23 protein-coding genes are annotated in these 22,308 nt (G+C 67.2%); 11 read left to right on the top strand and 12 right to left on the bottom strand.

Features of this window, described 5'->3' with window-relative positions; translation table 11 throughout:
- Positions 1 to 29: 29 nt before the first annotated feature.
- The gene (locus QMX85_RS09495) at positions 30 to 644 is read left to right on the top strand and encodes a DUF6436 domain-containing protein (RefSeq protein WP_282340241.1); all 615 of its coding nucleotides are present in this window, start codon (positions 30 to 32) and stop codon (positions 642 to 644) included.
- Between the two features lie 93 nt (positions 645 to 737).
- Positions 738 to 3,122: a penicillin acylase family protein gene (locus QMX85_RS09490; protein ID WP_282340239.1), complete on the top strand. Its 2,385-nt coding sequence runs from the start codon at positions 738 to 740 to the stop codon at positions 3,120 to 3,122.
- 94 nt (positions 3,123 to 3,216) lie between these two features.
- On the opposite strand, the gene QMX85_RS09485 is transcribed toward QMX85_RS09490, so the two are convergent.
- The 9 genes from QMX85_RS09485 to QMX85_RS09445 all read right to left on the bottom strand — a co-directional run bounded on the left by QMX85_RS09485 (position 3,217) and on the right by QMX85_RS09445 (position 11,528).
- Complete coding sequence (locus QMX85_RS09485; RefSeq protein ID WP_282340235.1) at positions 3,217 to 4,002, bottom strand: AlgP family protein; 786 nt, start codon at positions 4,000 to 4,002, stop codon at positions 3,217 to 3,219.
- 182 nt (positions 4,003 to 4,184) lie between these two features.
- On the bottom strand, positions 4,185 to 4,655 hold the full coding sequence (gene rsd, locus QMX85_RS09480) for a sigma D regulator (RefSeq protein WP_282340233.1): 471 nt from the start codon (positions 4,653 to 4,655) through the stop codon (positions 4,185 to 4,187).
- Between the two features lie 275 nt (positions 4,656 to 4,930).
- On the bottom strand, positions 4,931 to 5,425 hold the full coding sequence (locus tag QMX85_RS09475) for a disulfide bond formation protein B (RefSeq protein WP_282340231.1): 495 nt from the start codon (positions 5,423 to 5,425) through the stop codon (positions 4,931 to 4,933).
- 91 nt (positions 5,426 to 5,516) lie between these two features.
- On the bottom strand, positions 5,517 to 6,722 hold the full coding sequence (locus tag QMX85_RS09470; protein ID WP_282340229.1) for a heme biosynthesis HemY N-terminal domain-containing protein: 1,206 nt from the start codon (positions 6,720 to 6,722) through the stop codon (positions 5,517 to 5,519).
- Entirely contained in the window at positions 6,719 to 7,846 is a 1,128-nt protein-coding gene (locus tag QMX85_RS09465; RefSeq protein WP_282340228.1) for a uroporphyrinogen-III C-methyltransferase, read from the bottom strand. Before QMX85_RS09465 ends, QMX85_RS09470 begins: the two co-directional genes overlap by 4 nt.
- Before the next feature lie 16 nt (positions 7,847 to 7,862).
- Positions 7,863 to 8,630 carry a uroporphyrinogen-III synthase gene (locus QMX85_RS09460; RefSeq protein ID WP_282340227.1) on the bottom strand — a complete coding sequence of 256 codons (768 nt, stop codon included), beginning with the start codon at positions 8,628 to 8,630 and terminating at the stop codon, positions 7,863 to 7,865.
- Complete coding sequence (gene hemC, locus QMX85_RS09455) at positions 8,627 to 9,565, bottom strand: hydroxymethylbilane synthase (RefSeq protein ID WP_282340226.1); 939 nt, start codon at positions 9,563 to 9,565, stop codon at positions 8,627 to 8,629. The genes QMX85_RS09460 and hemC overlap by 4 nt, the downstream gene beginning before the upstream one ends.
- A 140-nt stretch (positions 9,566 to 9,705) precedes the next feature.
- Complete coding sequence (locus QMX85_RS09450) at positions 9,706 to 10,449, bottom strand: LytTR family DNA-binding domain-containing protein (protein WP_090224296.1); 744 nt, start codon at positions 10,447 to 10,449, stop codon at positions 9,706 to 9,708.
- On the bottom strand, positions 10,446 to 11,528 hold the full coding sequence (locus tag QMX85_RS09445; RefSeq protein WP_090224298.1) for a sensor histidine kinase: 1,083 nt from the start codon (positions 11,526 to 11,528) through the stop codon (positions 10,446 to 10,448). Before QMX85_RS09445 ends, QMX85_RS09450 begins: the two co-directional genes overlap by 4 nt.
- Positions 11,529 to 11,678: 150 nt before the next feature.
- On the opposite strand from QMX85_RS09445, the gene argH reads away from it, so the two are divergent.
- Both argH and QMX85_RS09435 read left to right on the top strand, forming a co-directional pair.
- On the top strand, positions 11,679 to 13,073 hold the full coding sequence (gene argH, locus QMX85_RS09440; protein WP_282340222.1) for an argininosuccinate lyase: 1,395 nt from the start codon (positions 11,679 to 11,681) through the stop codon (positions 13,071 to 13,073).
- Positions 13,074 to 13,167: 94 nt separating this feature from the next.
- Positions 13,168 to 13,590 carry a hypothetical protein gene (locus tag QMX85_RS09435; RefSeq protein WP_282340221.1) on the top strand — a complete coding sequence of 141 codons (423 nt, stop codon included), beginning with the start codon at positions 13,168 to 13,170 and terminating at the stop codon, positions 13,588 to 13,590.
- A gap of 7 nt (positions 13,591 to 13,597) precedes the next feature.
- Here the strand turns inward: QMX85_RS09435 and QMX85_RS09430 are convergent, their stop codons facing one another.
- Positions 13,598 to 14,572 carry a magnesium transporter CorA family protein gene (locus QMX85_RS09430; protein WP_282340220.1) on the bottom strand — a complete coding sequence of 325 codons (975 nt, stop codon included), beginning with the start codon at positions 14,570 to 14,572 and terminating at the stop codon, positions 13,598 to 13,600.
- A 132-nt stretch (positions 14,573 to 14,704) separates the two neighbouring features.
- Here QMX85_RS09430 and QMX85_RS09425 point away from each other — a divergent pair, with 132 nt between their 5' ends.
- From QMX85_RS09425 to QMX85_RS09410, 4 genes are all read left to right on the top strand, one after another.
- Positions 14,705 to 14,971: a hypothetical protein gene (locus QMX85_RS09425; RefSeq protein WP_282340218.1), complete on the top strand. Its 267-nt coding sequence runs from the start codon at positions 14,705 to 14,707 to the stop codon at positions 14,969 to 14,971.
- 57 nt (positions 14,972 to 15,028) lie between these two features.
- On the top strand, positions 15,029 to 15,775 hold the full coding sequence (locus QMX85_RS09420; protein WP_282340216.1) for a transporter substrate-binding domain-containing protein: 747 nt from the start codon (positions 15,029 to 15,031) through the stop codon (positions 15,773 to 15,775).
- 59 nt (positions 15,776 to 15,834) lie between these two features.
- Positions 15,835 to 16,083 carry a TIGR02647 family protein gene (locus QMX85_RS09415; RefSeq protein WP_090224306.1) on the top strand — a complete coding sequence of 83 codons (249 nt, stop codon included), beginning with the start codon at positions 15,835 to 15,837 and terminating at the stop codon, positions 16,081 to 16,083.
- Between the two features lie 132 nt (positions 16,084 to 16,215).
- The gene (locus tag QMX85_RS09410) at positions 16,216 to 19,092 is read left to right on the top strand and encodes a class I adenylate cyclase (RefSeq protein ID WP_282340211.1); all 2,877 of its coding nucleotides are present in this window, start codon (positions 16,216 to 16,218) and stop codon (positions 19,090 to 19,092) included.
- Positions 19,093 to 19,109: 17 nt separating this feature from the next.
- On the opposite strand, the gene QMX85_RS09405 is transcribed toward QMX85_RS09410, so the two are convergent.
- Both QMX85_RS09405 and cyaY read right to left on the bottom strand, forming a co-directional pair.
- Positions 19,110 to 19,274: a DUF1289 domain-containing protein gene (locus QMX85_RS09405; RefSeq protein ID WP_282340208.1), complete on the bottom strand. Its 165-nt coding sequence runs from the start codon at positions 19,272 to 19,274 to the stop codon at positions 19,110 to 19,112.
- A gap of 22 nt (positions 19,275 to 19,296) precedes the next feature.
- The gene (gene cyaY, locus QMX85_RS09400) at positions 19,297 to 19,629 is read right to left on the bottom strand and encodes an iron donor protein CyaY (protein ID WP_090224311.1); all 333 of its coding nucleotides are present in this window, start codon (positions 19,627 to 19,629) and stop codon (positions 19,297 to 19,299) included.
- A gap of 247 nt (positions 19,630 to 19,876) precedes the next feature.
- Here cyaY and QMX85_RS09395 point away from each other — a divergent pair, with 247 nt between their 5' ends.
- The 3 genes from QMX85_RS09395 (at position 19,877) to dapF (ending at position 22,305) form a co-directional block, all read left to right on the top strand.
- The gene (locus QMX85_RS09395; RefSeq protein ID WP_090224313.1) at positions 19,877 to 20,011 is read left to right on the top strand and encodes a lipoprotein; all 135 of its coding nucleotides are present in this window, start codon (positions 19,877 to 19,879) and stop codon (positions 20,009 to 20,011) included.
- Positions 20,012 to 20,216: 205 nt separating this feature from the next.
- On the top strand, positions 20,217 to 21,464 hold the full coding sequence (gene lysA / locus QMX85_RS09390; RefSeq protein ID WP_282340205.1) for a diaminopimelate decarboxylase: 1,248 nt from the start codon (positions 20,217 to 20,219) through the stop codon (positions 21,462 to 21,464).
- Positions 21,465 to 21,474: 10 nt separating this feature from the next.
- Positions 21,475 to 22,305: a diaminopimelate epimerase gene (dapF, locus tag QMX85_RS09385; RefSeq protein ID WP_282340203.1), complete on the top strand. Its 831-nt coding sequence runs from the start codon at positions 21,475 to 21,477 to the stop codon at positions 22,303 to 22,305.
- Positions 22,306 to 22,308 lie beyond the last annotated feature (3 nt).

Genomic DNA, 22,308 nt, shown 5'->3' with positions numbered 1-22,308 from the left:
ACGTTCGACATTCTACCCGCGCTGCCGGCATGGCAAGCTATGCCACCCTCGGAAACCGCCGTATGCCCATGTCGCCGCGCCGCAAAATCGTTCTCGCCAGCCTCTTCGGCCTGATCTGGTTGATCGCCCTGCTATTCGCCATCTGGTGGTACCAGGCGCGCTACATCCGCGCGTTCGACAACCGCACCACGCTGTTCGACGGTGGCAGCCTGCAACTGCCCGCGCGCCTCGCCGGGCCGGGGCCGGTGCGCCTGGTGCACTTCTGGGACCCGGCCTGCCCGTGCAATGTGGGCAATCAGCAGCACCTCGCGGAGCTGATCGAGCGTTTCGCCAGCCGCGGCGTGAGCTTCTACGCGGTGCAGAAGCCCGGCAGCGCGGGGCATCTGCCGAAAACGCTGGAGGCCCTGCAGCCGCTGGAGCAGTTGCCCGGTTCGGAAGACCTTCCGGCGAGCCCGGCCGTGGGTATCTGGGATGCAGACGGGCGACTGGTCTATTTCGGCCCCTACAGCGAGGGTGCCAGCTGCACCTCGGGCAACAGCTTCATCGAGCCGGTGCTGGAGGCCCTGGCCGAGGGCCGCACGGTGAGCGCCACCAACACCCTCGCCGTCGGCTGCTACTGTCCGTGGAACGATACGGCAGACTGATCGCCCGGTATTTGCACGGGAGGGCGCCACCCCGCCGCCCTCCGCGCACGGCAGAATGCGCAACGGATCAGCCCATAACAACAAGGAACACCGATGAAACGCGTGCTCACGCTGCTCGTCCTGCTGCTCGCCGTCGTGGCCGGCGGCGGCGCCTGGTACTTCCACGGCAAACAACCGACGCGCTCCGGCGAACGGCACCTGGCCGGCCTCGAAAAGCCCGTCGATATCCGTTACGACGACCGCGGCGTGCCGCACATCCGCGCGCAGACCGAAGCCGACCTGTACCGCGCGCTCGGCTACGCCCACGCCCAGGACCGGCTGTTCCAGATGGAACTGATGCGCCGCCTGGCACGCGGCGAGCTGGCGGAAATCTTCGGCGCCAAACTGGTCGAGACCGACCGCCTGTTCCGCACCCTGCGCCTGGGCGAACATGCCGAGGCCTACGCCGCACGCGTCGACCGCAACGGCAAGCCATGGAAAGCGCTGGAGGCCTACCTGGCCGGCGTCAACCAGTTCCAGGACAGCCATCCGGCTCCGCTGGAGTTCGATCTGCTGGGCATCCGCAAACGGCCTTTCACCGCGGCCGACACCTTCGCCATCAACGGCTACACCGCGTACAGCTTCGCCGTATCCCTGCGCACCAATCCGCTGCTGACCTTCATCCGCGACCAGTTGGGCGCCGACTACCTGCGCGCCTTCGACATCGACTGGCAGCCGCAGGGCGTGCTCGCCGGGCCAGCCCTGGCCGCCGGCGACTGGAAGGATCTGGGCCGTATCGCCCAGCTGAGCGCGGACGGGCTGGAAGATGCCGGTCTGCCGCAGTTCGAGGGCAGCAACGCCTGGGTGGTCTCCGGCGCGCGCACCGCCAGCGGCAAGGCGCTGTTGGCCGGTGATCCGCACATCCGCTTTTCCAATCCGGCGGTGTGGTACGAGGCGCACACGCAGATGCCGGGCAGCGAGCTATACGGCCACTACCAGGCGCTGACGCCGTTCGCCATGCTCGGCCACAACGCCGGGCATGCCTGGAGCCTGACCATGTTCCAGAACGCCGACCTCGACCTGATCGCCGAAGAGGTCAACCCGGACGACCCCGAGCAGGTTCGCTACCAGGGCCGCTGGGTGACGATGGAAAAGACCGAGCAGACCATCCGGGTGAAGGGCGCCGAGCCGGTCGCCCTGATCCTGCGCCGTTCGCCGCACGGGCCGATCATCACCGATGCCCTGGGCAAGGCCGCAGGCAAGACGCCGATCGCCATGTGGTGGGCCTTCCTCGAAACCGAGAACCCGCTGATCGACGCCTTCTACGGCCTGCGCGACGCAGACAGCCTGGAGCAGGCGCGCGCCGCCGCCGAGAAGATCCACGCACCCGGCCTCAACCTGGTCTACGCCAACGCCCACGGCGACATCGCCTGGTGGGCGGCGGCGAAGCTGGTCAAGCGCCCCGAGGGGGTCAATCCGCTGTTCATCCTCGATGCGCGCCGCGGCGAAGCGGAGAAGCCCGGCTTCTACCCGTTCAGCACCAACCCGCAGGAAGAGAACCCGGCGCGGGGCTACATCGTCTCGGCCAATTTCCAGCCGGTCTCGCCGACCGGCATCGAGATTCCCGGCCACTACAACCTGCCCGACCGTGGCCGCGAGCTCGACCGGCAACTGGCCGACGCCACGGTGAAATGGGACCGCAACAACAGTCAGGCGCTGCAACTGGAGGCGAAGACCGACTACTACAAACGCATGCTGTTGCCGATCCTCGACGAGCTGCGCAGCCAGGCCGGCGACGGCGAAGACCGTGCGCTGCTCGAACGCCTCGCCGCCTGGGACGGAGAACACAGCCTCGACTCGGTGGAGGCCAGCCTGTTCAACCAGTTGCTCTACGAGATCGCCCGTGCCGCGATGGCCGACGAACTGGGTGCGGACTACTTCGACACCCTGCTGAGCACCCGGGTCCTCGACCATGCGCTGCCGCGGCTGGTGGCCGATGCCCGCTCGCCGTGGTGGGACGACCGCACCACGGGCGAGACGGAAAACCGCGCCGTGATACTGGGCAAGGCCTGGCAGGCCACCCTCGCGCACCTGCGCGAGCACTTCGGCAAGGACCCGCAGGGCTGGGCCTGGGGCACGCTGCACCAGGTCACCCACGCCCATGCGCTGGGCCAGCAGAAACCGCTGGATCGCCTGTTCAACGTCGGCCCCTTCGCCGCGCCCGGCGGCCACGAACTGCCCAACAACCTGTCCCAGCGCATCGGCCCGGCGCCCTGGCCGGTCACCTACGGCCCTTCGACGCGCCGCCTGGTGGATTTCGACGATCCGCTGCACAGCCTCGGCATCAACCCGGTCGGGCAGAGCGGCGTTCTCTTCGATCGCCATAACGCCGACCAGGCGCATGACTACATCGCCGGACGCTACCAGCCGATGCGCATGAGCGAGGAGGATGTCGCGGCGCACGCCGAGGGCACCCTGCACCTGCTGCCGGCGGACTAGAGCCGATCGCCGCTACGGCGCAAACGAAAAAGCCAGGCTCGAAAGCCTGGCTTTTTCATGGCGTCGCGAAAGGCCGGTGGCGCCTTTCAGTGCCTCAGAGCGTATCGCCCGGGGTCGCCGGAGCCGCGCTGGAGACCGCGGCAACCGCGGCCGGAGCAGCGGGTTTCGCCGCGACAGGCTTGGCCGCCGGCTTGGCGACGCGCTTGACGGCCGGGCGTGCCGGCTTGGCGGTGCTGGCGGCCTTCGCCGGAGCGGCGGGCGTCTTGCTGGCGGGTTTGGCGGCCGGCTTCGCGCTCGCGGCGGGCTTGACGGCAGCTGAGGTCGCAGCGGGTTTGGCCGCTGCGGCTTTCGCCGCGGCCGGCTTGGCAACGGGCTTGGCAGCGGCTCGGGTGCGCGGCTGGGCCGGCTTCGTCGCAGGCTTGACCACGCGGCTGACGGCCGGCTTGCTCGCGGTTTTCACCGCAGGCACGAGGGTGCGGGCATCGAGTGCCTTGTCCGCGGCGTCCTTCACCTTCTCGACGCCTTGCGCAAGTTTCAGGCTCTGCTGGGCATCCTTCTTCAGCTGGACGATGTAGACGCGCGTCTCGGCCTGGCGGGACTCCAGCGCGGAGAGCAAGCCTTCCAGCTCGTCGATGACCTTGCGAGCTTTGGACTGCGCCTTGGCTTTGCCCGCCGCGGCAGCGAGCTGCAGCTTGCTGTGCGCGCCATGCAGTTTGTCCTGGGCCTTGCTGCGCTGCTTCTCCAGCTTGGCGAGCAGCTTCTCGGCATCCGCCTGCGCCTGGGTGCAGGCGTTGTCGAGGTGTTCCAGCAGGCTTTGGGAAAGTTGTTGCAACAGATGCAGCGGCGTGGGCACCGCTTTCTTGCTTTTTTTCGCCGACATGGAGGGCTCCTGGGCAATTTGACTGGCCCATAGTAGTCGTCCGAGGGAAGGCCCGCCAATGACAGGAATGTGACAGCGTCGTTACGGGAGTTCGGGAGCCTGCGATTGAGGCCCGGAGAGGATCAAGCAGCAGCGTCCTGCACCTGAAGCCACCCGTGCCGGGCGGCTTCGTGCGACACGGGTCAGACCGCCGCGGCGGTTTGCTGGTGGGCGGTGTGGAGGACTTCGATGAGGCAGTCTTCGAGCTCGAAACGCTCGTGGAGCAGCTGACCCAGGTGCTTCAGTTCGTCCAGCAGGTCCTTGCTGGCAGCGCAATCGCCCTTGGCGCAGCGGTCGTTGAAGCGCAGCGCGACTTCGGTGATCGCCTCGATGCGCGGGAATATCCGCTTGGCCAGTTCCAGCCCGCGGCTCTCGTTGAACGCGCGCCCTTCGCCGAGCAGTTGTTCGTAGATTTCGAAATGCCCGGCCGACACGTAGTCGAGCAGCAATTCGCAAAAGGCCTGCAAGGCCTCGGGAGTCACGGCCAGGCCGTCCGGCTCGGCCTCGAAGGCGTAATAGGCGCTGATCAGCTGATGGCGCTCCTGCAGCCAGCGGTCGATCATCTGGTGTACGCCACCCCAGCGCTCCTGGGCGTTATGACAGCTCTCGAGCATGATGTCCTCGCTTCCCTTTATCGGTGTTTTCTGTACTTCGGCGCCCGACGTGGTGCTTGGTCGGCAGCGCATGCGCATGGGAAGAGACCCGGGAATGACGCCTTCCGGGCCGCGTGAAAAACCAGAGTATGCCCCAGGCCATGGACCATCAAGGTGCCCGGTCGGAAAAAATCGAACGGGATGTTTACCTCGATTCCGTCATCGCCGGGGAAGGCCCGCGTCCCGTTCGCCGTTTCGCTTCCCGGCAGGGCGTGCGCGCGGTGCGGGTTCGTCGCTCAGTCGCGGCGTAGCAGCTGGAACAGCGCGAAGAGGATCAGCCCGGCGAATGCCAGCATGCTCCACTCCGGCAGGCTGAGGCCGAACAGCGTCCACTTCACTTCGGCGCAGTCGGCGGTCCCGTGTAGCACCAGGCGGATGATGTCCTGGAACGGCAGCGCCTCCATCATATAGTCGAGGCTTGGCAGGCAGGCGGGCAGTTCGTCGGCAGGAATCTTCTGCAGCCAGACCTGGCGTCCGGCGACCACGGCGCCCGCGATCGCGGCGACCAGCGCGAACACCGAGTACACCCGGCGACCGCGACGACGCGGGCCGTGGATGGCCGCAACCAGGCAGACCAGCCCGAAGGCGATCACGCAGATGCGCTGGAGAATGCACAGCGGGCACGGCTCGAGACCGACCACATGCTCCAGATAAAGCGCGCCGGCCATGACGAGCACGCAGGCAACAAAGGCGAGCAGGAACAGCGAACGCGAACTGGCCAGGGAAGACATGAAGGCACCGATTGACGGGAAAGGCCGCTACGGTAGAGGAAAGCGCCCCGGCCTTTCAAGCCGCGGCGCCATCCGGCAGCCGGCGGCCTGCTCAGGAGGTCGCGGGCAATGCTGCAGGCAGGTTGCGCGGAAGCAGGCCGAGGCCTTCCTGGAACAACTGGTTGCTGCGTTCGTGCTCGCCCAGGCGAGTGAACAACCGCGCCAGTTCGGCGCAGGTGCGCGGATCGCGGGAGAAGCCGAGGCTCGCCTCGTAGTAGTCCCGCGCCTTGCCCCACAGCGCGCTGTTCTGACTGATCCGCGCCAGCGCGCGCAGCAACAGCGGGTCCTCGGGATGCTGCTTCAGCCAGCCCTCGGCGACCTCTAGCTGAGCCGCCGGATCGCGCCCCTGCAGGTCGCCGTAGAAATCCATCAGGCGGCTGTCGTAATGCTTCTTCAACGGTCCGCGCAGCGCTTCCTCTGCGTCGGCGTCGCTGCCCAGGTAACGCAGCTGGCTGGCGTAGGCGAAGAGCATCTCCGGGTCCTGTTTCTGCGCCGAGGGCAGGTGCTGCCAGGCCTGTTGCAACGTCGCCAGATCGGTCGACTGGCTGAGCCGCCCGCGCCAGCTGGCGCGCTCCAGCTCGAGCAGTTCCCCGTTGCCCAGCAGCTTGTGCTTGCGCAGCTCCGGCAGCAGCGCGCGGCACGCCGCCCACTCGCCCCGCTGGCGATGCACCGCGAGCAGTTGCAGCAGCACCTGGTGATGCCCCGGATGACGCTCGTGCATGGCCTGCAGGGTGTCGCGCGCGCCTTCCAGGTCGCCGCGCTCGCGTTGCAGCTCGGCGTGGGCCAGCGCCACCGCCAGTTCGGCCCTGGGCTGACGCTGCAGGGCGCTCTCGAGCAGGTTGTCGCTCTCTTCGTACCGGCCCAGGTGATTGGCTGCACGGGCGGCTCCCAGGTAGTACATCAGCGGCTGCGGCTCGTTCTCGGCAGCCAGCTTGAGGTGGCGCAGGGCGCGTTCCCAGCGACCCTCGAGCATATCCAGCAGCCCGTGCTCGGCGGCGCGACGGGTGCGCAGGCTGCGGCGCTTCTTCGACCAGGGGTTGAGCGCGCCGTTGGAGGCGACCAGCAGGCGCGCCACCAGGCGCAGCAGATACAGCGTCAGGCCGAGCAGCACCAGCAGGGCGAGAAAGACCCACAGGCTGGATTCGTAGCGAAAGCCGCGGTAGGCGATCAGCACGTAGCCGCTGCTCTCGGAGATCGCCAGGCCGAGCAGCGTGGCGGCGACGGCGACGACCAGCAGCACCAGCAATGCGCGGATCATTCGCCTGCCTCCACGGCATCCGCCGGCTGTTCGGCCTCATCGGCCGCGGGCTTGTCCTGCCGTGGCGCCTCGCGTTCTTTCAGATAGGCCTGCAGGCCAAGCAGCGCCGGACGCAGGTCGGGAATCTCGACGCTCACCGGTTGCTCGGCAAGCTGCGCCAGGCGCGATGCCAGGGCGCCGACCTCGTGGCTTTGCGCATCGAAATAGGTTTTCAGCAGTTCCTGCGCCTGCGTCAGGGCGGCGCGGTAGATTTCCGGCTGGGCGTTCAAGGCCGCCCACTGCGCCTGTTCGAGCGCCAGGGAAAGGGTCAGACGCACCTGGGCCAGGCTCTGCCCGGCCAGTTGCGGACGAATGTCCTGGTCGGCATGCAGCTCCAGGCGCACGTATTTGGAGAGCTTGTCCCAGGTGCGCTGCCACCAGGGCGCCTCCGTCGGGACCGGCGCCGCGCCCGTCTCGTCGATCTCATACTCCGGCGCGAGGGTCTGCAACTGATCGGCCTGGCTGCGCAACGCCGAAAGCTGCAGGAACAGGCCGTTACGGTCGGGCTGCGGCAGCGCGCGAAGCGTCTCCAGGGCCTTGATCAGCTCACCGCGGGCGGCGAAGGCCAGCGGATCGTCCTGCGCGCGCAGGATGTCGTCGGCACCTTGGACCAGGGCGGTGGCGCTGGCGATGTCCTGCAGCGCGGTGAGACGCAGGATCGCCAGGCGCAGCAGGTGCTCCGCCTCCGCCAGACGCCAGCTCTCGCGGCTGGCGCCGAGCACGCTGGTCATGGTCTTCGCCAGTTGCTGCTGGTCGCCCTGCAGGGTCACCAGCAGGCGCCGCTGCTCGTCGATGCTCTGCGCGCTGGGCAGGCCCTGCAAGCGAGCTTCGACCTGCTGGCCGTTCTGCTGCAGGCGTTCGTCGACCTGCTTCGCGAGGCTCGCCTGCTCGGCCTGGCGGCGTTGTTCGAGCTGCTGCTGGGTATGCGACTGCCAGCTCGCCCAACCGCCTATGGCCAGCGCGGCGATGCCCACCAGCAGCGCCAGAACGGCAACGCCGTTGCCCGGCCGCCTGGGCTCGGCAGCGACTTCGACGGGGGTGACGGGGTCTTGTGCTTCGGCGATCTTCGCGTCGGTTTCGCTCACGTATCCATCCTTTGCATCAGGGGGCGGGCCGGTCCTCCAGCGCCGCCAGCAACGCCGCGACCTGGGCACCGCGACAATCCACAACGATTCGGGCACCGGCCTCGCGGGCCAGCTCGGCGACCCGCGGGCTCGGTACGAACAAGGGTAACTCGGCCAGCAGCGGCCAGGCCTGCTCCGCCAGCAGGCGCAGATGTTCCAAACCCTGCCCACTGCTGACCACCAGGCCGTTCAAGCGTTCCGATCTGACCCGCTCGGGCAGGGCGCCCGCAGGGTATTCCGGCAGGGCGCGGCGATAAAGAGGAAGGTAGTCGACATGCGCGCCGCGTTCACGCAACCGCTCGGCGAGCAGTTCGCGGCCACCCTCCCCGCGCAGGATCAGAATCCGCGGCTCGGCCTGCGCCAGCACCTCGGCAAGCTGCGGCATGGCGAGCAGGGCCTCGCTGTCATCGCCCGTCTGCGGCCAGCAGGCGTCGAGCCCGTGGTCGCGCAGCAACGCTCCGGTGGCGGCGCCGACGCTGAACCAGCGCAGACTTTCCGGCACCGCTGTCCCGTGGCTCGCCAGCCGTGCGAGGCCGATGCGCGCGGCGGGTTTGCTGATCACGATCACCGCGTGATAGCGGTTCAGGTCACGCAGCAGGCGCTGCTGTTCGGCGCTTTCTTCCAGCGCCTGGATCTCCAGCAAGGGCATGCAGCTGGCATGCACGCCATGCTCGGCGAGCTGCGCGGCGCTGCTGGCACAGTCCTCGGCCGGGCGGGTGAGCAGCAGGCGCCAGCCGGATTTCACGGCTGCCCGGCCTCGCCATAGACCTCGGCGAGAATGTCCTGCGCGCCCTGCGCCAGCAGTGCCTCGGCGATCCGCACGCCGAGCGCTTCGGCGTCGCCCGCCGGCGCGCGGCCTTCGGCGCGCAGCAGCAGGCCGCCATCCGGCTGGCCGACCAGGCCGCGCAGCCACAGCTGTTCGCCTTCCAGCTCGGCGTAGCAGGCGATCGGCACCTGGCAGCCGCCATTGAGGTGTTTGTTCATCGCCCGCTCGGCGTTGACCCGCACGGCGGTCGGCGCGTGGTTCAACGGCGCCAGCAGCGCGTGCAGGTCGAGGTCGGCGGTACGACATTCGATACCTACGGCGCCCTGGCCACCGGCGGGAAGGCTGTCCTCGACACTGATGCGGGCGCGGATGCGCGACTCGAAACCAAGACGGATCAGCCCGGCGGCGGCGAGGATGATGGCCTCGTATTCGCCGGCATCCAGCTTGGCCAGACGCGTGTTCACGTTGCCGCGCAGGAAGTGGATGGTCAGGTCCGGCCGCCGCGCCAGCAGTTGCGCCTGCCGGCGCAGGCTGGAGGTGCCGACGATGCTGCCGGCCGGCAGCGACTCGAGACTGTCGTAGGTGTTGGAGACGAAGGCGTCACGCGGGTCTTCGCGTTCACAGATGCAGAACAGGCCGAGCCCGGTGGGGAAATCCATCGGCACGTCCTTCATCGAATGCACCGCGATATCCGCTTCGTCCTCCAGCAGCGCGGTTTCCAGCTCCTTGACGAACAGCCCCTTGCCACCGATTTTCGCCAACGGGGCGTCGAGCAGCTTGTCGCCGCGGCTGACCATCGGAACCAGGCTGACGGTCAGGCCGGGGTGGGCGGCTTCCAGGCTTTCCTTGACGAATTCGGCCTGCCAAAGGGCCAGGGCGCTCTTGCGGGTGGCGATGCGGATTTCGCGGGACATCGGGGCAATTCCAGAGAATGAACTGCGCCGAATGATAACAGGCCGCGACGGTCGCAATCGCTGACCCGGCTCAGGGCCGGGCGCGCGTCGGACTGCGGCGTGCCGGGTGGGCCCCGCGGAGCGGGGCCGAAGCGTGGAAGCTAGAGGTGGTTCATCAACTTGCGCACACCGGCGACATGGCGCCGGCTCACGGTCAGCGCATCGCCGTTGAGACCCTTCAGGTGCAGCTGGAAATGCCCGAGGGGCGTGCGTTGCAGGCGCTCGATGCGCTCGCGGGCGACCAACGCATTGCGGTGGATACGCACGAAGCGATCGCCGAACTCGTCTTCCAGCGCCTTGAGCGGCTCGTCCAGCAGCACCTCGCCGCCCTCGTGGCGCAGGGTCACGTACTTGTGGTCGGCGATGAAGAACACCACCTGATCCAGCGGAATCAGCTCGATGCCCTTGCGGGTGCGCGCGCTGATATGGCTGCGCGGGCCGCTGTGCTCGACCGAGGGCCGGGTAAGCGCGGCGAGCTGCACGCGGTTGGGCCGCTCGGCCTTTTTCAGTGCATCGGCGAGGGCCTCGGCGCGTACCGGTTTGACCAGGTAACCCACCGCGCTGACCTCGAAGGCGTCGATGGCGAATTCATCGTGTGCGGTACAGAAGATCACCGCCGGCGGTGCATCGCTTTCGCACAGTTTGGCAGCCACTTGCAAGCCATCCAGACCGGGCATGCGGATGTCGAGCAGGACCACGTCGGGCCGCAGGCTTTCGATCAGGGCGAGCGCCTCTTCGCCGTTGCTGGCCGAGGGCTCCAATACACGATAACCATCAAGTTCGCCCACCAGTCGGCTAAGGCGCTCACGAGCGAGAGGTTCGTCGTCGACAATCAGGACATTCATATTGCTCTGGCTTCCTGCGTGAGTCTTGCACAAGGATAGCGTAGACAGGTGAAATGCCGCCCATCACGGCGCTCCACGCTGAGACTCGCTCTTGGCCCGAAAAGTGCCGTGATGCGCGCCTCAATGTTCACCAGCGCCTGTCGTGTTCCCCTGGACGGTTTCGCTTCGGCAATTTCTTCATAAGGGTTGCTGACCCGCAACGTGAATACTCCCGCCTCGTACTCCGCCTCGATACAGACAAGGCCGCCTTCGATGCGTGGCTGGATACCGTAGACCAGTGCGTTTTCCAGCAGCGGCTGCAAGGTCAGCTGCGGAATCGGCAGATCGTCCGGCACCCCCTCCACCTGCCACTCAAGGTGTAGACGCTCGCCAAGTCGATATTGTTCGATCGACAGATAGCGTTTCGCCAATTCGAGCTCGTCCTTCCACGACACCAGCGTTCCGGGTTTGGCCAGGCTGGCGCGAAACAGATCGGAAAGATCGAGCACCGCCTGCTCGGCCTTGTACGGATCGATCGCCACCAGGCTGGCGATGCTGTTCAGGCTGTTGAACAGGAAATGCGGGCGGATGCGCGCCTGCAGCGACTCGATGCGCGCGCGCAGCTCGGCCTGCTCCTGGCGGCGCCACTGGCTCTGCAGATAGAAGTAGCGCAGCAGCAGCGCGGACATGATCAGCCCGATCAGGCCGTGGCGCAGGTAGAGATTGACCTCGCCGCTGCGCGGCAGCGGACCGCCGAGGCTGAAATGATCGGCGAACGCGGTGCAGGTCAGCGTCAGCGCGACCACGATCGCGCAGCACACCGCGCCGGCCAGCGCCGCACGCAGACGCGCCAGGAGCGGGCGCAAGCGGCAGAGCACGGCGGCGGAGAGCAGCACGATCCATTGCACGAACAGCGAACTCAGCGCCAGGCGCACCCAGTTGAAGCCCGGCAGCATCGGTTCGGCGAGCACCAGCACCAGCACCAGCAGCTCGGCGAGCAGGATAAGCGCCAGCAGCGCCTCGGGCTCGCACAGCTCGGGCACGAAGAAGTCATCGATGGGCGCCGTGGTGCGGGCGCGGTTCAGCCAGTCGACTCGCATCCCGGCAGGTCTCCCCCTCTGATAATCGGCACAGGCTACAGGCAAAGCCTGCCGCCCACAGCAGCGCCTGAAGCCGGTGGCGGCTTTTGCTATCATCGCCGCACGATTCAGGCCGCTGCCGCGGCCCCGCGCCTAGCCGAGAGAATGTCCATGAGTGCCGAAAAAACCAACCAGTCCTGGGGCGGCCGCTTCAGCGAACCCGTCGACGCCTTCGTCGCCCGCTTCACCGCCTCCGTCGAGTTCGACAAGCGCCTCTACCGGCACGACATCATGGGTTCCATCGCCCACGCCACCATGCTCGCCGAGGCGGGCGTACTGACCGTCGAGGAGCGCGATGCGATCGAGAACGGTCTGAAGGAAATCCAGGCGGAGATCGAGGCCGGCACCTTCGAGTGGCGCGTCGACCTGGAAGACGTGCACATGAACATCGAAGCGCGCCTGACCGACCGCATCGGCATCACCGGCAAGAAGCTGCACACCGGACGCTCGCGCAACGACCAGGTCGCCACCGACATCCGCCTCTGGCTGCGCGACGAGATCGACCTGATACTGGCCGAGATCACCCGCCTGCAACAGGGACTGCTGGAACAGGCCGAGCGCGAAGCCGAAACCATCATGCCCGGCTTCACCCACCTCCAGACCGCCCAGCCGGTGACCTTCGGCCACCATTTGCTGGCTTGGTTCGAGATGCTGTCGCGCGACTACGAGCGCCTGGTCGACTGTCGCAAGCGCACCAACCGCATGCCGCTCGGCTCGGCCGCGCTGGCCGGCACCACCTATCCGATCCGGCGCGAAACCACCTGCCGCCTGCTCGGCTTCGAGGCGGTCGGCGGCAACTCCCTGGACGGCGTGTCCGACCGTGACTTCGCCATCGAATTCTGCGCCGCCGCCTCCCTGGCGATGATGCACCTGTCGCGTTTCTCCGAAGAGCTGGTGCTCTGGACCAGCGCGCAGTTCCAGTTCATCGACCTGCCCGACCGTTTCTGCACCGGCTCCTCGATCATGCCGCAGAAGAAGAACCCGGACGTGCCCGAGCTGGTGCGCGGCAAGACCGGCCGCGTGTTCGGCGCCCTGACCGGCCTGCTGACCCTGATGAAGGGCCAGCCGCTGGCCTACAACAAGGACAACCAGGAAGACAAGGAACCGCTGTTCGACGCCGCCGACACCCTGCGCGATTCGCTGCGCGCCTTCGCCGACATGATCCCGGCGATCAAGCCAAAGACCGCCATCATGCGTGAAGCGGCGCTGCGCGGTTTCTCCACCGCCACCGATCTCGCCGACTACCTGGTGCGCAAGGGCCTGCCGTTCCGTGACTGCCACGAGATCGTCGGCCATGCGGTGAAGTACGGCGTGGAGACCGGCAAGGACCTGGCCGAGATGAGCCTGGACGAGCTGCGTCGCTTCAGCGACCAGATCGAGCAGGACGTGTTCGCCGTGCTGACCCTGGAAGGCTCGGTCAACGCCCGCGACCACATCGGCGGAACCGCGCCGGCGCAGGTACGCGCCGCCGTGCTGCGTGGCAAGCAACTGCTCGCCACACGCTGAGCTGCCGCCCCGGGCCGCATTCGCGGCCCGCATCGCCCTCAAGCCGGGCGTTCGCTGGCCGATAGCCTGGCAAACCTCTTCAGGGAAGGCGGTAATGACCAGCATCAGCCAGAACCTCGCCGCGCATACGCGTATCGCCAGCAGTGCCAACGGCGCCGTCGCCAACAGCGACGCCGCGACCAGCGGCAAGCTGTCGATCGGCAAGCCCAACCAGGCGACCGCCGCCAAGGCCAGCGGCTCGAGCGGCGGCAGCTCCGACAGCACGGTGGACAAGCTCAAGGAAATGATCGCCAAGCTTCAGGAGCAGCTCAAGGAAGCCCAGAAGCGCCTGGACCAGGCGAGCCGCGACGCCAGCGCGAACCCCGATTCCGAAGCCAGTCAGGCGGCGTTGCAGGCCGCCCAAACCGAGGTCGCCTCGCTGAACAGCTCGCTGACCCAGGCCTACGCGATGCTGATGAAGGCGATCAAGGAAGCCGGCGGCAGCGCCACGGGCAACGCGGTGAGCGCCAGCGCCTGAGCGATGCTCACAGCCAGCCCTTGTACTTGAACAGGGCATAGGAAAGCAGCGCCGAGCCGACCATCATGCCTAGCGCCATCGGGTAGCCCAGCGTCCAGTCCAGCTCCGGTATCGCCTTGAAGTTCATCCCGTACACGGTGCCGACCAGCGTCGGCGGGAGGAACAGCACGGCGGCGATGGAAAAAACCTTGATGATGCTGTTCTGTTCGATGTTGATCAGCCCGAGGGTGACGTCGAGCAGGAAGACGATCTCGCCGGACATCTTGGTCTGGTAGTCGTTGAGCGAGCGCACGTCGCGTTCGCTGGATTTCAGCCAGGTCCGCGCCGCCTCGCTGAGCCAGCCATTGCCGGCCTGGCGCACGTAGGTGATCTGCCGGCCGATGCTCAGGAGACTTTCGTTGAGCTTGGCCAGCAGCGAGTTGTAGCGCCCCAGGTCCTTGATCACCCGCTGCAGGTCGGCCTTTTCCTGGGCGCGCTCGCGGGTCTCGCTGAAGATGTGCTGCGACAGGCTGTTGAGCTGCGCCTGGAGTTCCTCGAGCACGTCGGCGATGCGGTCGACCATGCTGTCCAGCAGCGAGGCGAACAGCATGTCGCTGTTCTGGTGGCAGTCGACCTGGCGCGCGGCCTTGTTGACGAAGGTGCGGAACGCGGTCATCTCGCTGTAGCGCACGGTCACCAGCCAACGCTCGGACAGCACGAAGGACGACTCCTCCGAACGCGGATGTTTCTCGGTGATGCCGGTGACCACGCTGGTGGTCATGTAGAGCGCGCCGTTCTCTTCGTAGAAGCGTGAGGAATCCTCGATCTCGGCCATTTCCTCGCGCGTCGGCACGCCCACACCGAGGGCCTTTTCCACCAGCTTTTCCTCGGCTGGCGTCGGGTTCAGCAGGTCGATCCACAGCACCTGCGCGGGAAGCTCGGCCAGGTCGTCGGGATGACAGGCGCGCAGGCCCTCGCTGCTGGGCAGGTAGTAGGTGATCATGCGGGGAACACTCCAGGTTCTTCATCGGCTCGACGCCAGCAATAGAGCGGCATCATGGGCGATTCGTTCTCGCGCCTCTGCCGCGCAGGCCCCGCGCATGGCAGACTGGCGCCTCATTCACGGGAAAACAGCATGAACGAGAACGACGACGAGGCATTCGCCGAAGCGCGGCTGATCGAAGCCATCGAGAACCAGCTTGAAGCCGGCGAGCCGGCAGCGGCACAGGCCACCTTCAACAAGCTGACCCTGGTCGGCTACGAGCGTGAAGACGTTCTCGCGTTGATGGCCCAGGTCCTGGCCCAGGAAATCCGCACGATGCTGCGCGACGACCGTGGTTTCGACATGGACTGGTACGAGCAGGCCCTGCGCGCGCTCCCGGAGCTGCCCGAGGACGACTGAACACGGCTGGCTGGACTCTTGCTTGCCTTCCGTCGACTCATTGCCGGCCGTTCGTTCATGCTCGTACCGCGTTTGCTGTTGTTGTTTGCCGCTGCACTCCTTGGTGCGCAAGCGCTGGCCGAACACTACGTGGTCGGCGCCGAAGACGATTGGTACCCCTACACCGCCCTGCGCGATGAGAAGATTACCGGCATGTCGGCGGACATTGTCCGGGCCGCCTTCGAGGCGGTCGGCGCGGATGTCGAACTGGTCGCCTATCCCTACTCGCGCTGCATGCAGCTGGCCCGCCAGGGCACCCTTGCCGGCTGTTTCAACACCGCACCGGACCGGCGCATCGCCGCCGAGTTCCAGCTGTCCCAGCCCCTCTTCAGTGCCGAGCTGATGCTCTGGGCGCGCCGCGACCAGGCGGAGGCCCTGGACGACCTTGGGCAATTGGCGGGAAAGAAGGTGGCGATGGTGATCGGCTACGAATACGGGCCGCTCATCGATCAGCACCCGACCCTGAAGCGGGTGCCGGTGCGCCGCGATCTCAACAGTTTTCTGATGCTGCAGCGCGGGCGCGTCGACTACTGCGTGGCCTATAGAGGCACCAGCGAAGCGCTGTTTCGCGAGACGCCGGCCCTGCAGGACCAGTTCGTGGCGGTCGCCAGCGTTCTGCGTCCGCAGCTGAGCCTCTCGTTTTCCCGCCGTTACCCGGGGGCCGACGAATTGCGGCGGCGTTTCGACGAGGGCCTGCAGCGCATTCACGAAAACGGACGCTATGAGCGCATCCTGACTGCCTGGCGTCATGAAACATCCGACTGATCGCGGCTACACTGCTGATGCCCGCCCAAAGTAGGTGGGCTCACACCTCTGGAGTTGCCATGTCCTATACGCCCGAGCTGATCGCAGAACTCGAAATCCTCGCCCTGTTCAACCTGGCCAACACCCAGGAAGGACTGAAGATCCACCACACTGCCGCGCCTTCCGCCATCGCCGCCGTTCGCCGGCTGTACGACAAGGGCCTGGTCGATGCCGCCGATGGCGGCTACCTGACCAGCCTCGGCCTCGACGCCGCCGAGCATGCCCAATCGCTGCTGACCATCCTGGCCTTCGAACCCGAAACGGCCTGACGCCGGACCGCCCCGCTTCGCCGGCCTCTGCGCCGGCGTTTCCCCCTCAAGAACGCCCCGAAACGCCCGATACACTGAGCATCCGGCGCAGCTCCTGATAGGCTGGACGCCCTCATTCGACGCGGACCCGCCATGTCGCGCAGCCACGAAATTCGCCCCGACATCGACGAGGGTATCGACCGCAAGGTGCTCAAGCAGCTTCGCGCGCGCTACCTGGAGGTCAATGACGGTCGCCTGCAGCGCGCCATGCAGATGCTTTCCACGCGCCAGCAACTGGTCCTGCGGCTGATGCCGCTGCTGTTCCACGTCAACCACCCGCTGCTTCCGGGCTACGTCTCCGGCACCACCCCGGCGGGCCTTTCGGGCTTTCAGCCGGACGACCAGATCCTCGCCGAAGCGCAGCGCCTGACCCGTTCCTTCGCCTACCGCGAGCGCACCGGCAACCCACTCGCCGGCAAGCCCCGGCAACCGATCCACGGCCTGTTCCTGATGGGCAGCCTGGGCACCGTCGCGCAGGCCGATCAGAGCGACATGGACATCTGGGTCTGCCACGCCCCCGAGCTGAGCGCCGCCGAAGTCGCGGAGCTGCAGCGCAAGTGCGATCAACTCGAAGCCTGGGCCACCACCCAGGGCACCGAGGCGCACTTCTTCCTCATCGACCCCTCGCGCTTCACCAGCGGCGAGCGCGAAGGCAAGCTGACCTCGGACGACTGCGGCACCACCCAGCACTACCTGCTGCTGGACGAGTTCTATCGCACCGCCATCTGGCTCGGCGGACGCACGCCGGTGTGGTGGCTGGTGCCGGCGTACGAGGAGCAGCGCTATGCCGCGTACGTACACACGCTGCTGTCGAAGCGTTTCATCCGCGCCGAGGAGGTGCTCGACCTCGGCCACCTGGCGCGGATTCCGCCCAGCGAATTCATCGGCGCCGGCATGTGGCAGTTGTTCAAGGGCATCGAGTCGCCCTATAAGTCGGTGCTCAAGCTGTTGCTCACCGAGGTCTACGCCAGCGAGCACCCGCAGGTCGAATGCCTGGCGCTGCGCTTCAAGCGCGCGGTGTTCGCCAACCAGCTGGACCTCGACGAACTCGACCCCTACATCGTCGTGCTGCGCCGACTGGAGGAGTACCTCGGCGAACGCGGCGAGCAGGAGCGCCTGGAGCTGGTGCGCCGAAGCCTCTACCTGAAGATCAACAAGAAGCTCAGCCGACCCGCGCGCGGTCGGGCGAAAAGCTGGCAGCGCCTGCTCCTCGAGCGTCTGGCCGACGAGTGGCAATGGCCGTCGCGACAACTGGCGATGCTCGACAGCCGCAGCCAGTGGAAAGTCCGCCAGGTCAGCGCCGAACGCCGCGCACTGGTCAACGAGCTGACCTACAGCTACCGCTTCCTCTCGCAGTTCGCGCGCAACCTGCAGGTCGGCAGCTCGCTCAACAGCCGCGACCTCGGAGTGCTCGGCCGGCGCCTCTACGCCGCCTTCGAGCGCAAGGCCGGCAAGGTCGAGAACGTCAACCCGGGGATCGCCCCGGACCTCGCCGAGGACGCGCTGACCCTGGTGCATGCCTCGCTCGGCGAATACAACGGCGAAAGCCAGTGGGCACTGTTCGGCGGCAACCTGAACGCCCAGGAATGGCAGGATTTCGCACCGATCAAACGCGCCCGCGAGCTGATCGGGCTGCTCGCCTGGTGCCATCGCAACGGCGTCATCGACGCCAGCACGCGACTTACCCTGCACGCCGGCAGCTCCGACCTCAGCGAATTCGAACTGAACAACCTGCTGACCAGCCTGCGCCAGGTCTTCCCGCTGCCGCTGCCGACCGCCGGAGAAAGCGCCCTGCTGCGCGCCAGCGCGCCGAGCGAGGTGTTGCTGCTGGTGAACGTCGGCGTCGACCCGCTCAGGCAGCACAGCCAGCTCAACGTGCACCTGACCACCGAGCGCACCGACGCGCTGGGCTATGCCGGTGCGCGCGAGAACCTGGTGCTGACCCTCGACCAGGTCACCCTCAACAGCTGGAACGAGATGCTGGTCACCCGCTTCGACGGCCCGTTCGCGCTGCTCGACTGCCTGCGCAGCTTCCTCGACAGCCTGCCCGCGGGCCGCGCGCGGCCGGACCTGCGGGTGCGCTGCTTCTGCCGCAACCGGGCGCCGGCGATCGCCCAGCGCGTGGAGGAACTGTTCCACGACGTGCTCGGCCACCTCGACGGCGAACGCAACAGCCGCTACCTGGTGCAGGTCCAGCAGCAGTACCACCTCCTCGAACTGAATCCCGGCCAGGCCGTCAGTCACGCAGCCCTCGCCGACCTGCCGGCGCTGGTCGAGCACCTGGGCGCGGGGCTGGGCCATTTCAGCCCGCTGCACCTGGACCGCTACGCGCTGGAGGGCAGCGAGCTGGCGCTGATCCTGCCGCTGGGGCAGGCCGACTGCATCCAGGTGTTCTACCGCCTGGCCGGTGATTTCGCCGAGCTGAGCGTGCTCGACGAACGCAATGCGCTGTGGCGCCAGCAGTTGCCCTTCCGCGACGAACACAGCCTGCTCAACCCGCTGCAGCGCTTCCTGCAGTCGGTGCTCTACCGGCGCAACGCGTCGCAGCCGCTGGACGAGCTGCCGGCGCTGCCGGCGCTGCCGCTGGATATCCGCTATTACGAAGTGCTGCCGGCGCCGCCCCTGCGTGCCCAGCGCCTGGAGCGCCGCGCCGCGCCGCAGAGTTCGGACAACCCGTTTTTCTACAACGTCCAGGCGATCGTCGAGCCGCTGGACAGCGTGCGCGAGAACGTCACCCTGTACTGCAATGACCGGGAGTTTTCCGAACTGGAATACGGCGCCGACCTGTTCGCCGCCGTGGCCCGGCACATTGTCGAGCAGCGTCGCGAAAACGAGCGATATCGCTGCTACCTGACCGATCTGGACCTCTCGCAGGTGGCCCGCGACGGCCAGCTGCAGACCATCGACTATCTGCGCTACAAGGCCAAGCTGGAAGAGGCGCTGAACACGGCACTGCTGGGCACGCCCTGAGCGCGAAGGGGAAAAGGTTAGGACTGCCGGTTGCGCAGACGGTCGGCGGCGGCATCGACGATCTGACGACGACGCGCCTCGTCCGACTCGCTCCACTGAAGGATTTCCTCGAGGCTGCGGCCGCAGCCCAGGCAGACGTCCAGCGCGTCGAGGCAGCAGCGCCGGCAGCAGGGCGACGCCACCGGCGCCGCGCCCGGCGTCGGCTCAGAGTTCCTCGAACTCAACGTCGCTGCCGGTCTGTTCGCGGGTCACGCGCGCCATCAGTTCGCCCAGCGGCTCTTCGCTGGTGTCGCAGATCCAGCGCGCGCTCTTCTCGTCGTAGTCGAAATGGAAACCGCCCGAACGTGCGGCGACCCACAGCTGGCGCAGCGGCTCCTGGCGACTGAGGATCACCTGCGTACCGTTCTCGAAACCGATCGTGAGGACCCCGGCGGAATTTTCCAGATCGACGTCCAGGTCGCTGTCGTCGAACACGTCCTCGATCTCCTGCTGGGCAGCGTCGATCAGGTCATGGTAGCGGGCTTCGCTCAGGCTCATCGGGTGAATCCTCGTCAATGGAACAGTCTTGTCGTAGCCAATCATCTCCCGGCACGCCAGTCGCGACGATGGCCGGGCGATGCCGTTGCCGCCCTTCGGCAGCCATCGCGGGGCCATTCGTCGGACCTCCGCCAATGCCCCGCGAGAACCGCCGTAAGCCGCGCCGGACGGGAGTCCTGCGCATAGGCAAGGCGCCGGGCGGCCGGTATACTCCGGCGCAATCACGCTTTTCACAAGGATTTTCGCCATGAAGCGCCTGCTGCTTCCCTTCCTCGCGCTGGTCGTGCTCAGCGCCACCCTCGCCGGCTGCGGCCAGAAAGGCCCGTTGTACCATCCGGACGACGAAAAGGCCGCCAACAGCAAAGATCGTTTCGAATTCTAGGAACCTGACTCCCGATCTGGCGAGCCGGCGCCGGACGCCCCCTGAAGTGGCCCGCAAGGCCCAAGGCAGCGGAATCCGCGCTTCGTAGCCGAGCCTTCCGAAGGCCGCTATCGCGCCGCAACAGATCGGGAACGGGTTCGACGAGGCCGCCCGCGGCCGCCGCACCGAGTGCCAGCGGAACGGGCGCTTCCACCGAGGAGGCATCATGGAATCCTTCAACTACCGCGACGGTTCGCTGTTCGCGGAAGGCGTGGCGCTGTCCGCCATCGCCGAACGCTTCGGCACGCCGACCTACGTCTACTCGCGCGCCCATATCGAGGCGCAGTACCGCGCCTACGCCGATGCGCTGGCCGGTGTTCCGCACCTGGTCTGCTTCGCGGTCAAGGCGAACTCTAACCTGGGCGTACTCAACCTGCTGGCGCGCCTGGGCGCCGGCTTCGACATCGTGTCCAGCGGCGAACTCGAGCGTGTACTCGCCGCTGGCGGCGATGCCGGCAAGGTGATCTTTTCCGGCGTGGGCAAATCGCGCGACGACATGCGCCGCGCGCTGGAAGTCGGCGTGCACTGCTTCAACGTCGAGTCCACCGACGAGTTGGAGCGCCTGCAGGAAGTCGCCGCCGAACAGGGCGTGAGCGCCGCCATCTCGCTGCGGGTGAACCCCGACGTCGACGCCGGTACCCACCCGTACATTTCCACCGGGCTCAAGGAAAACAAGTTCGGCATCGCCATCGCCGACGCCGAGGCGGTGTACGCACGCGCCGCCAGCCTGCCGAACCTCAAGGTGCTCGGCGTGGACTGCCACATCGGCTCGCAGCTGACCAGCCTGCCGCCGTTCCTCGATGCCCTCGACCGCCTGCTGGCGCTGATCGACCGCCTCGCCGAGCGCGGCATCGCGATCCGCCACCTCGACCTCGGCGGCGGCCTCGGCGTGCGCTACAAGGACGAAACCCCGCCGCTGGCCAGCGACTACATCGCCGCGGTGCGCCAGCGCATCGCCGGCCGCGCGCTGACCCTGGTGTTCGAGCCGGGCCGCTCGATCGTCGCCAATGCCGGCGTGCTGCTGACCCAGGTCGAATACCTCAAGCACACCGAGCACAAGGATTTCGCCATCGTCGATGCGGCGATGAACGACCTGATCCGCCCGGCGCTGTACCAGGCCTGGATGGACGTGGTGCCGGTGCAGCAGCGCGACGGCGAGAAGCGCCGCTACGACCTGGTCGGCCCGATCTGCGAGACCGGAGATTTCCTCGCCAAGGACCGCGAACTGGCACTCGCAGAGGGCGACCTGCTGGCCGTCCGCTCGGCCGGGGCCTACGGTTTCGTGATGAGTTCCAACTACAACACCCGCGGCCGCGCCGCCGAGGTGCTGGTGGATGGCGAGCAGGCCTACGAGGTGCGTCGCCGCGAAACCCTCGAAGAACTCTACGCGGGCGAAAGCCTGCTACCGGTCTGAGGGCCCGACCATGCTATTGCGCTTCACCAAGATGCACGGCCTGGGCAACGACTTCATGGTCCTCGACCTGGTCAGCCAGCACGCGCACATCCAGTCCAAACACGCCCGCCAGTGGGGTGATCGGCACACCGGCGTCGGCTTCGACCAGCTGTTGATCGTCGAACCGCCCAGCAATCCGGACGTCGACTTCCGCTACCGCATCTTCAACGCCGACGGCACCGAAGTGGAGCAATGCGGCAACGGCGCGCGCTGCTTCGCACGCTTCGTCATCGACAAACGCCTGACCAGCAAGCGCGAGATTCGCGTCGAGACCAAGGGCGGCATCATCGAGCTGACCCTGCGCGCCGACGGCCAGATCAGCGTCGACATGGGCGCACCGCGCCTGCTGCCGAGCGAGATTCCGTTCCAGGCCGAAAGCCAGGCGCCGAGCTATCGGGTCGAGGTCGACGGCGAAAGTGTCGAGCTGGCCGCGGTGTCCATGGGCAATCCGCACGCCGTCCTGCGCGTCGATGATGTGCAGGCCGCCCCGGTGCACACGCTGGGGCCGAAGCTGGAACAGCATCCGCGCTTCCCGCAGAGGGTCAACGTCGGCTTCCTCCAGGTGCTCGACCGCAAACTGGCCCGCCTGCGCGTGTGGGAACGTGGCGTCGGCGAAACCCAGGCCTGCGGAACGGGCGCCTGCGCCGCCGCGGTCGCCGCGATCCAGCAGGGCTGGATGGATTCGCCGCTGCACCTGGACCTCACCGGCGGCCGCCTGGCCATCGAGTGGGCAGGCCCCGGTCACCCGGTTATCATGACCGGCCCTGCCGTACGCGTGTACGAAGGCCAGGTCCGTCTATGAACA

The sequence above is a fragment of the Pseudomonas sp. PS02288 genome (assembly GCF_029959715.1).
Classification (GTDB): Bacteria; Pseudomonadota; Gammaproteobacteria; order Pseudomonadales; family Pseudomonadaceae; genus Pseudomonas_O; species Pseudomonas_O kuykendallii.
Note: the sequence above shows the minus strand (reverse complement) of the source record. Positions and strands in the feature narration are given on the sequence as shown.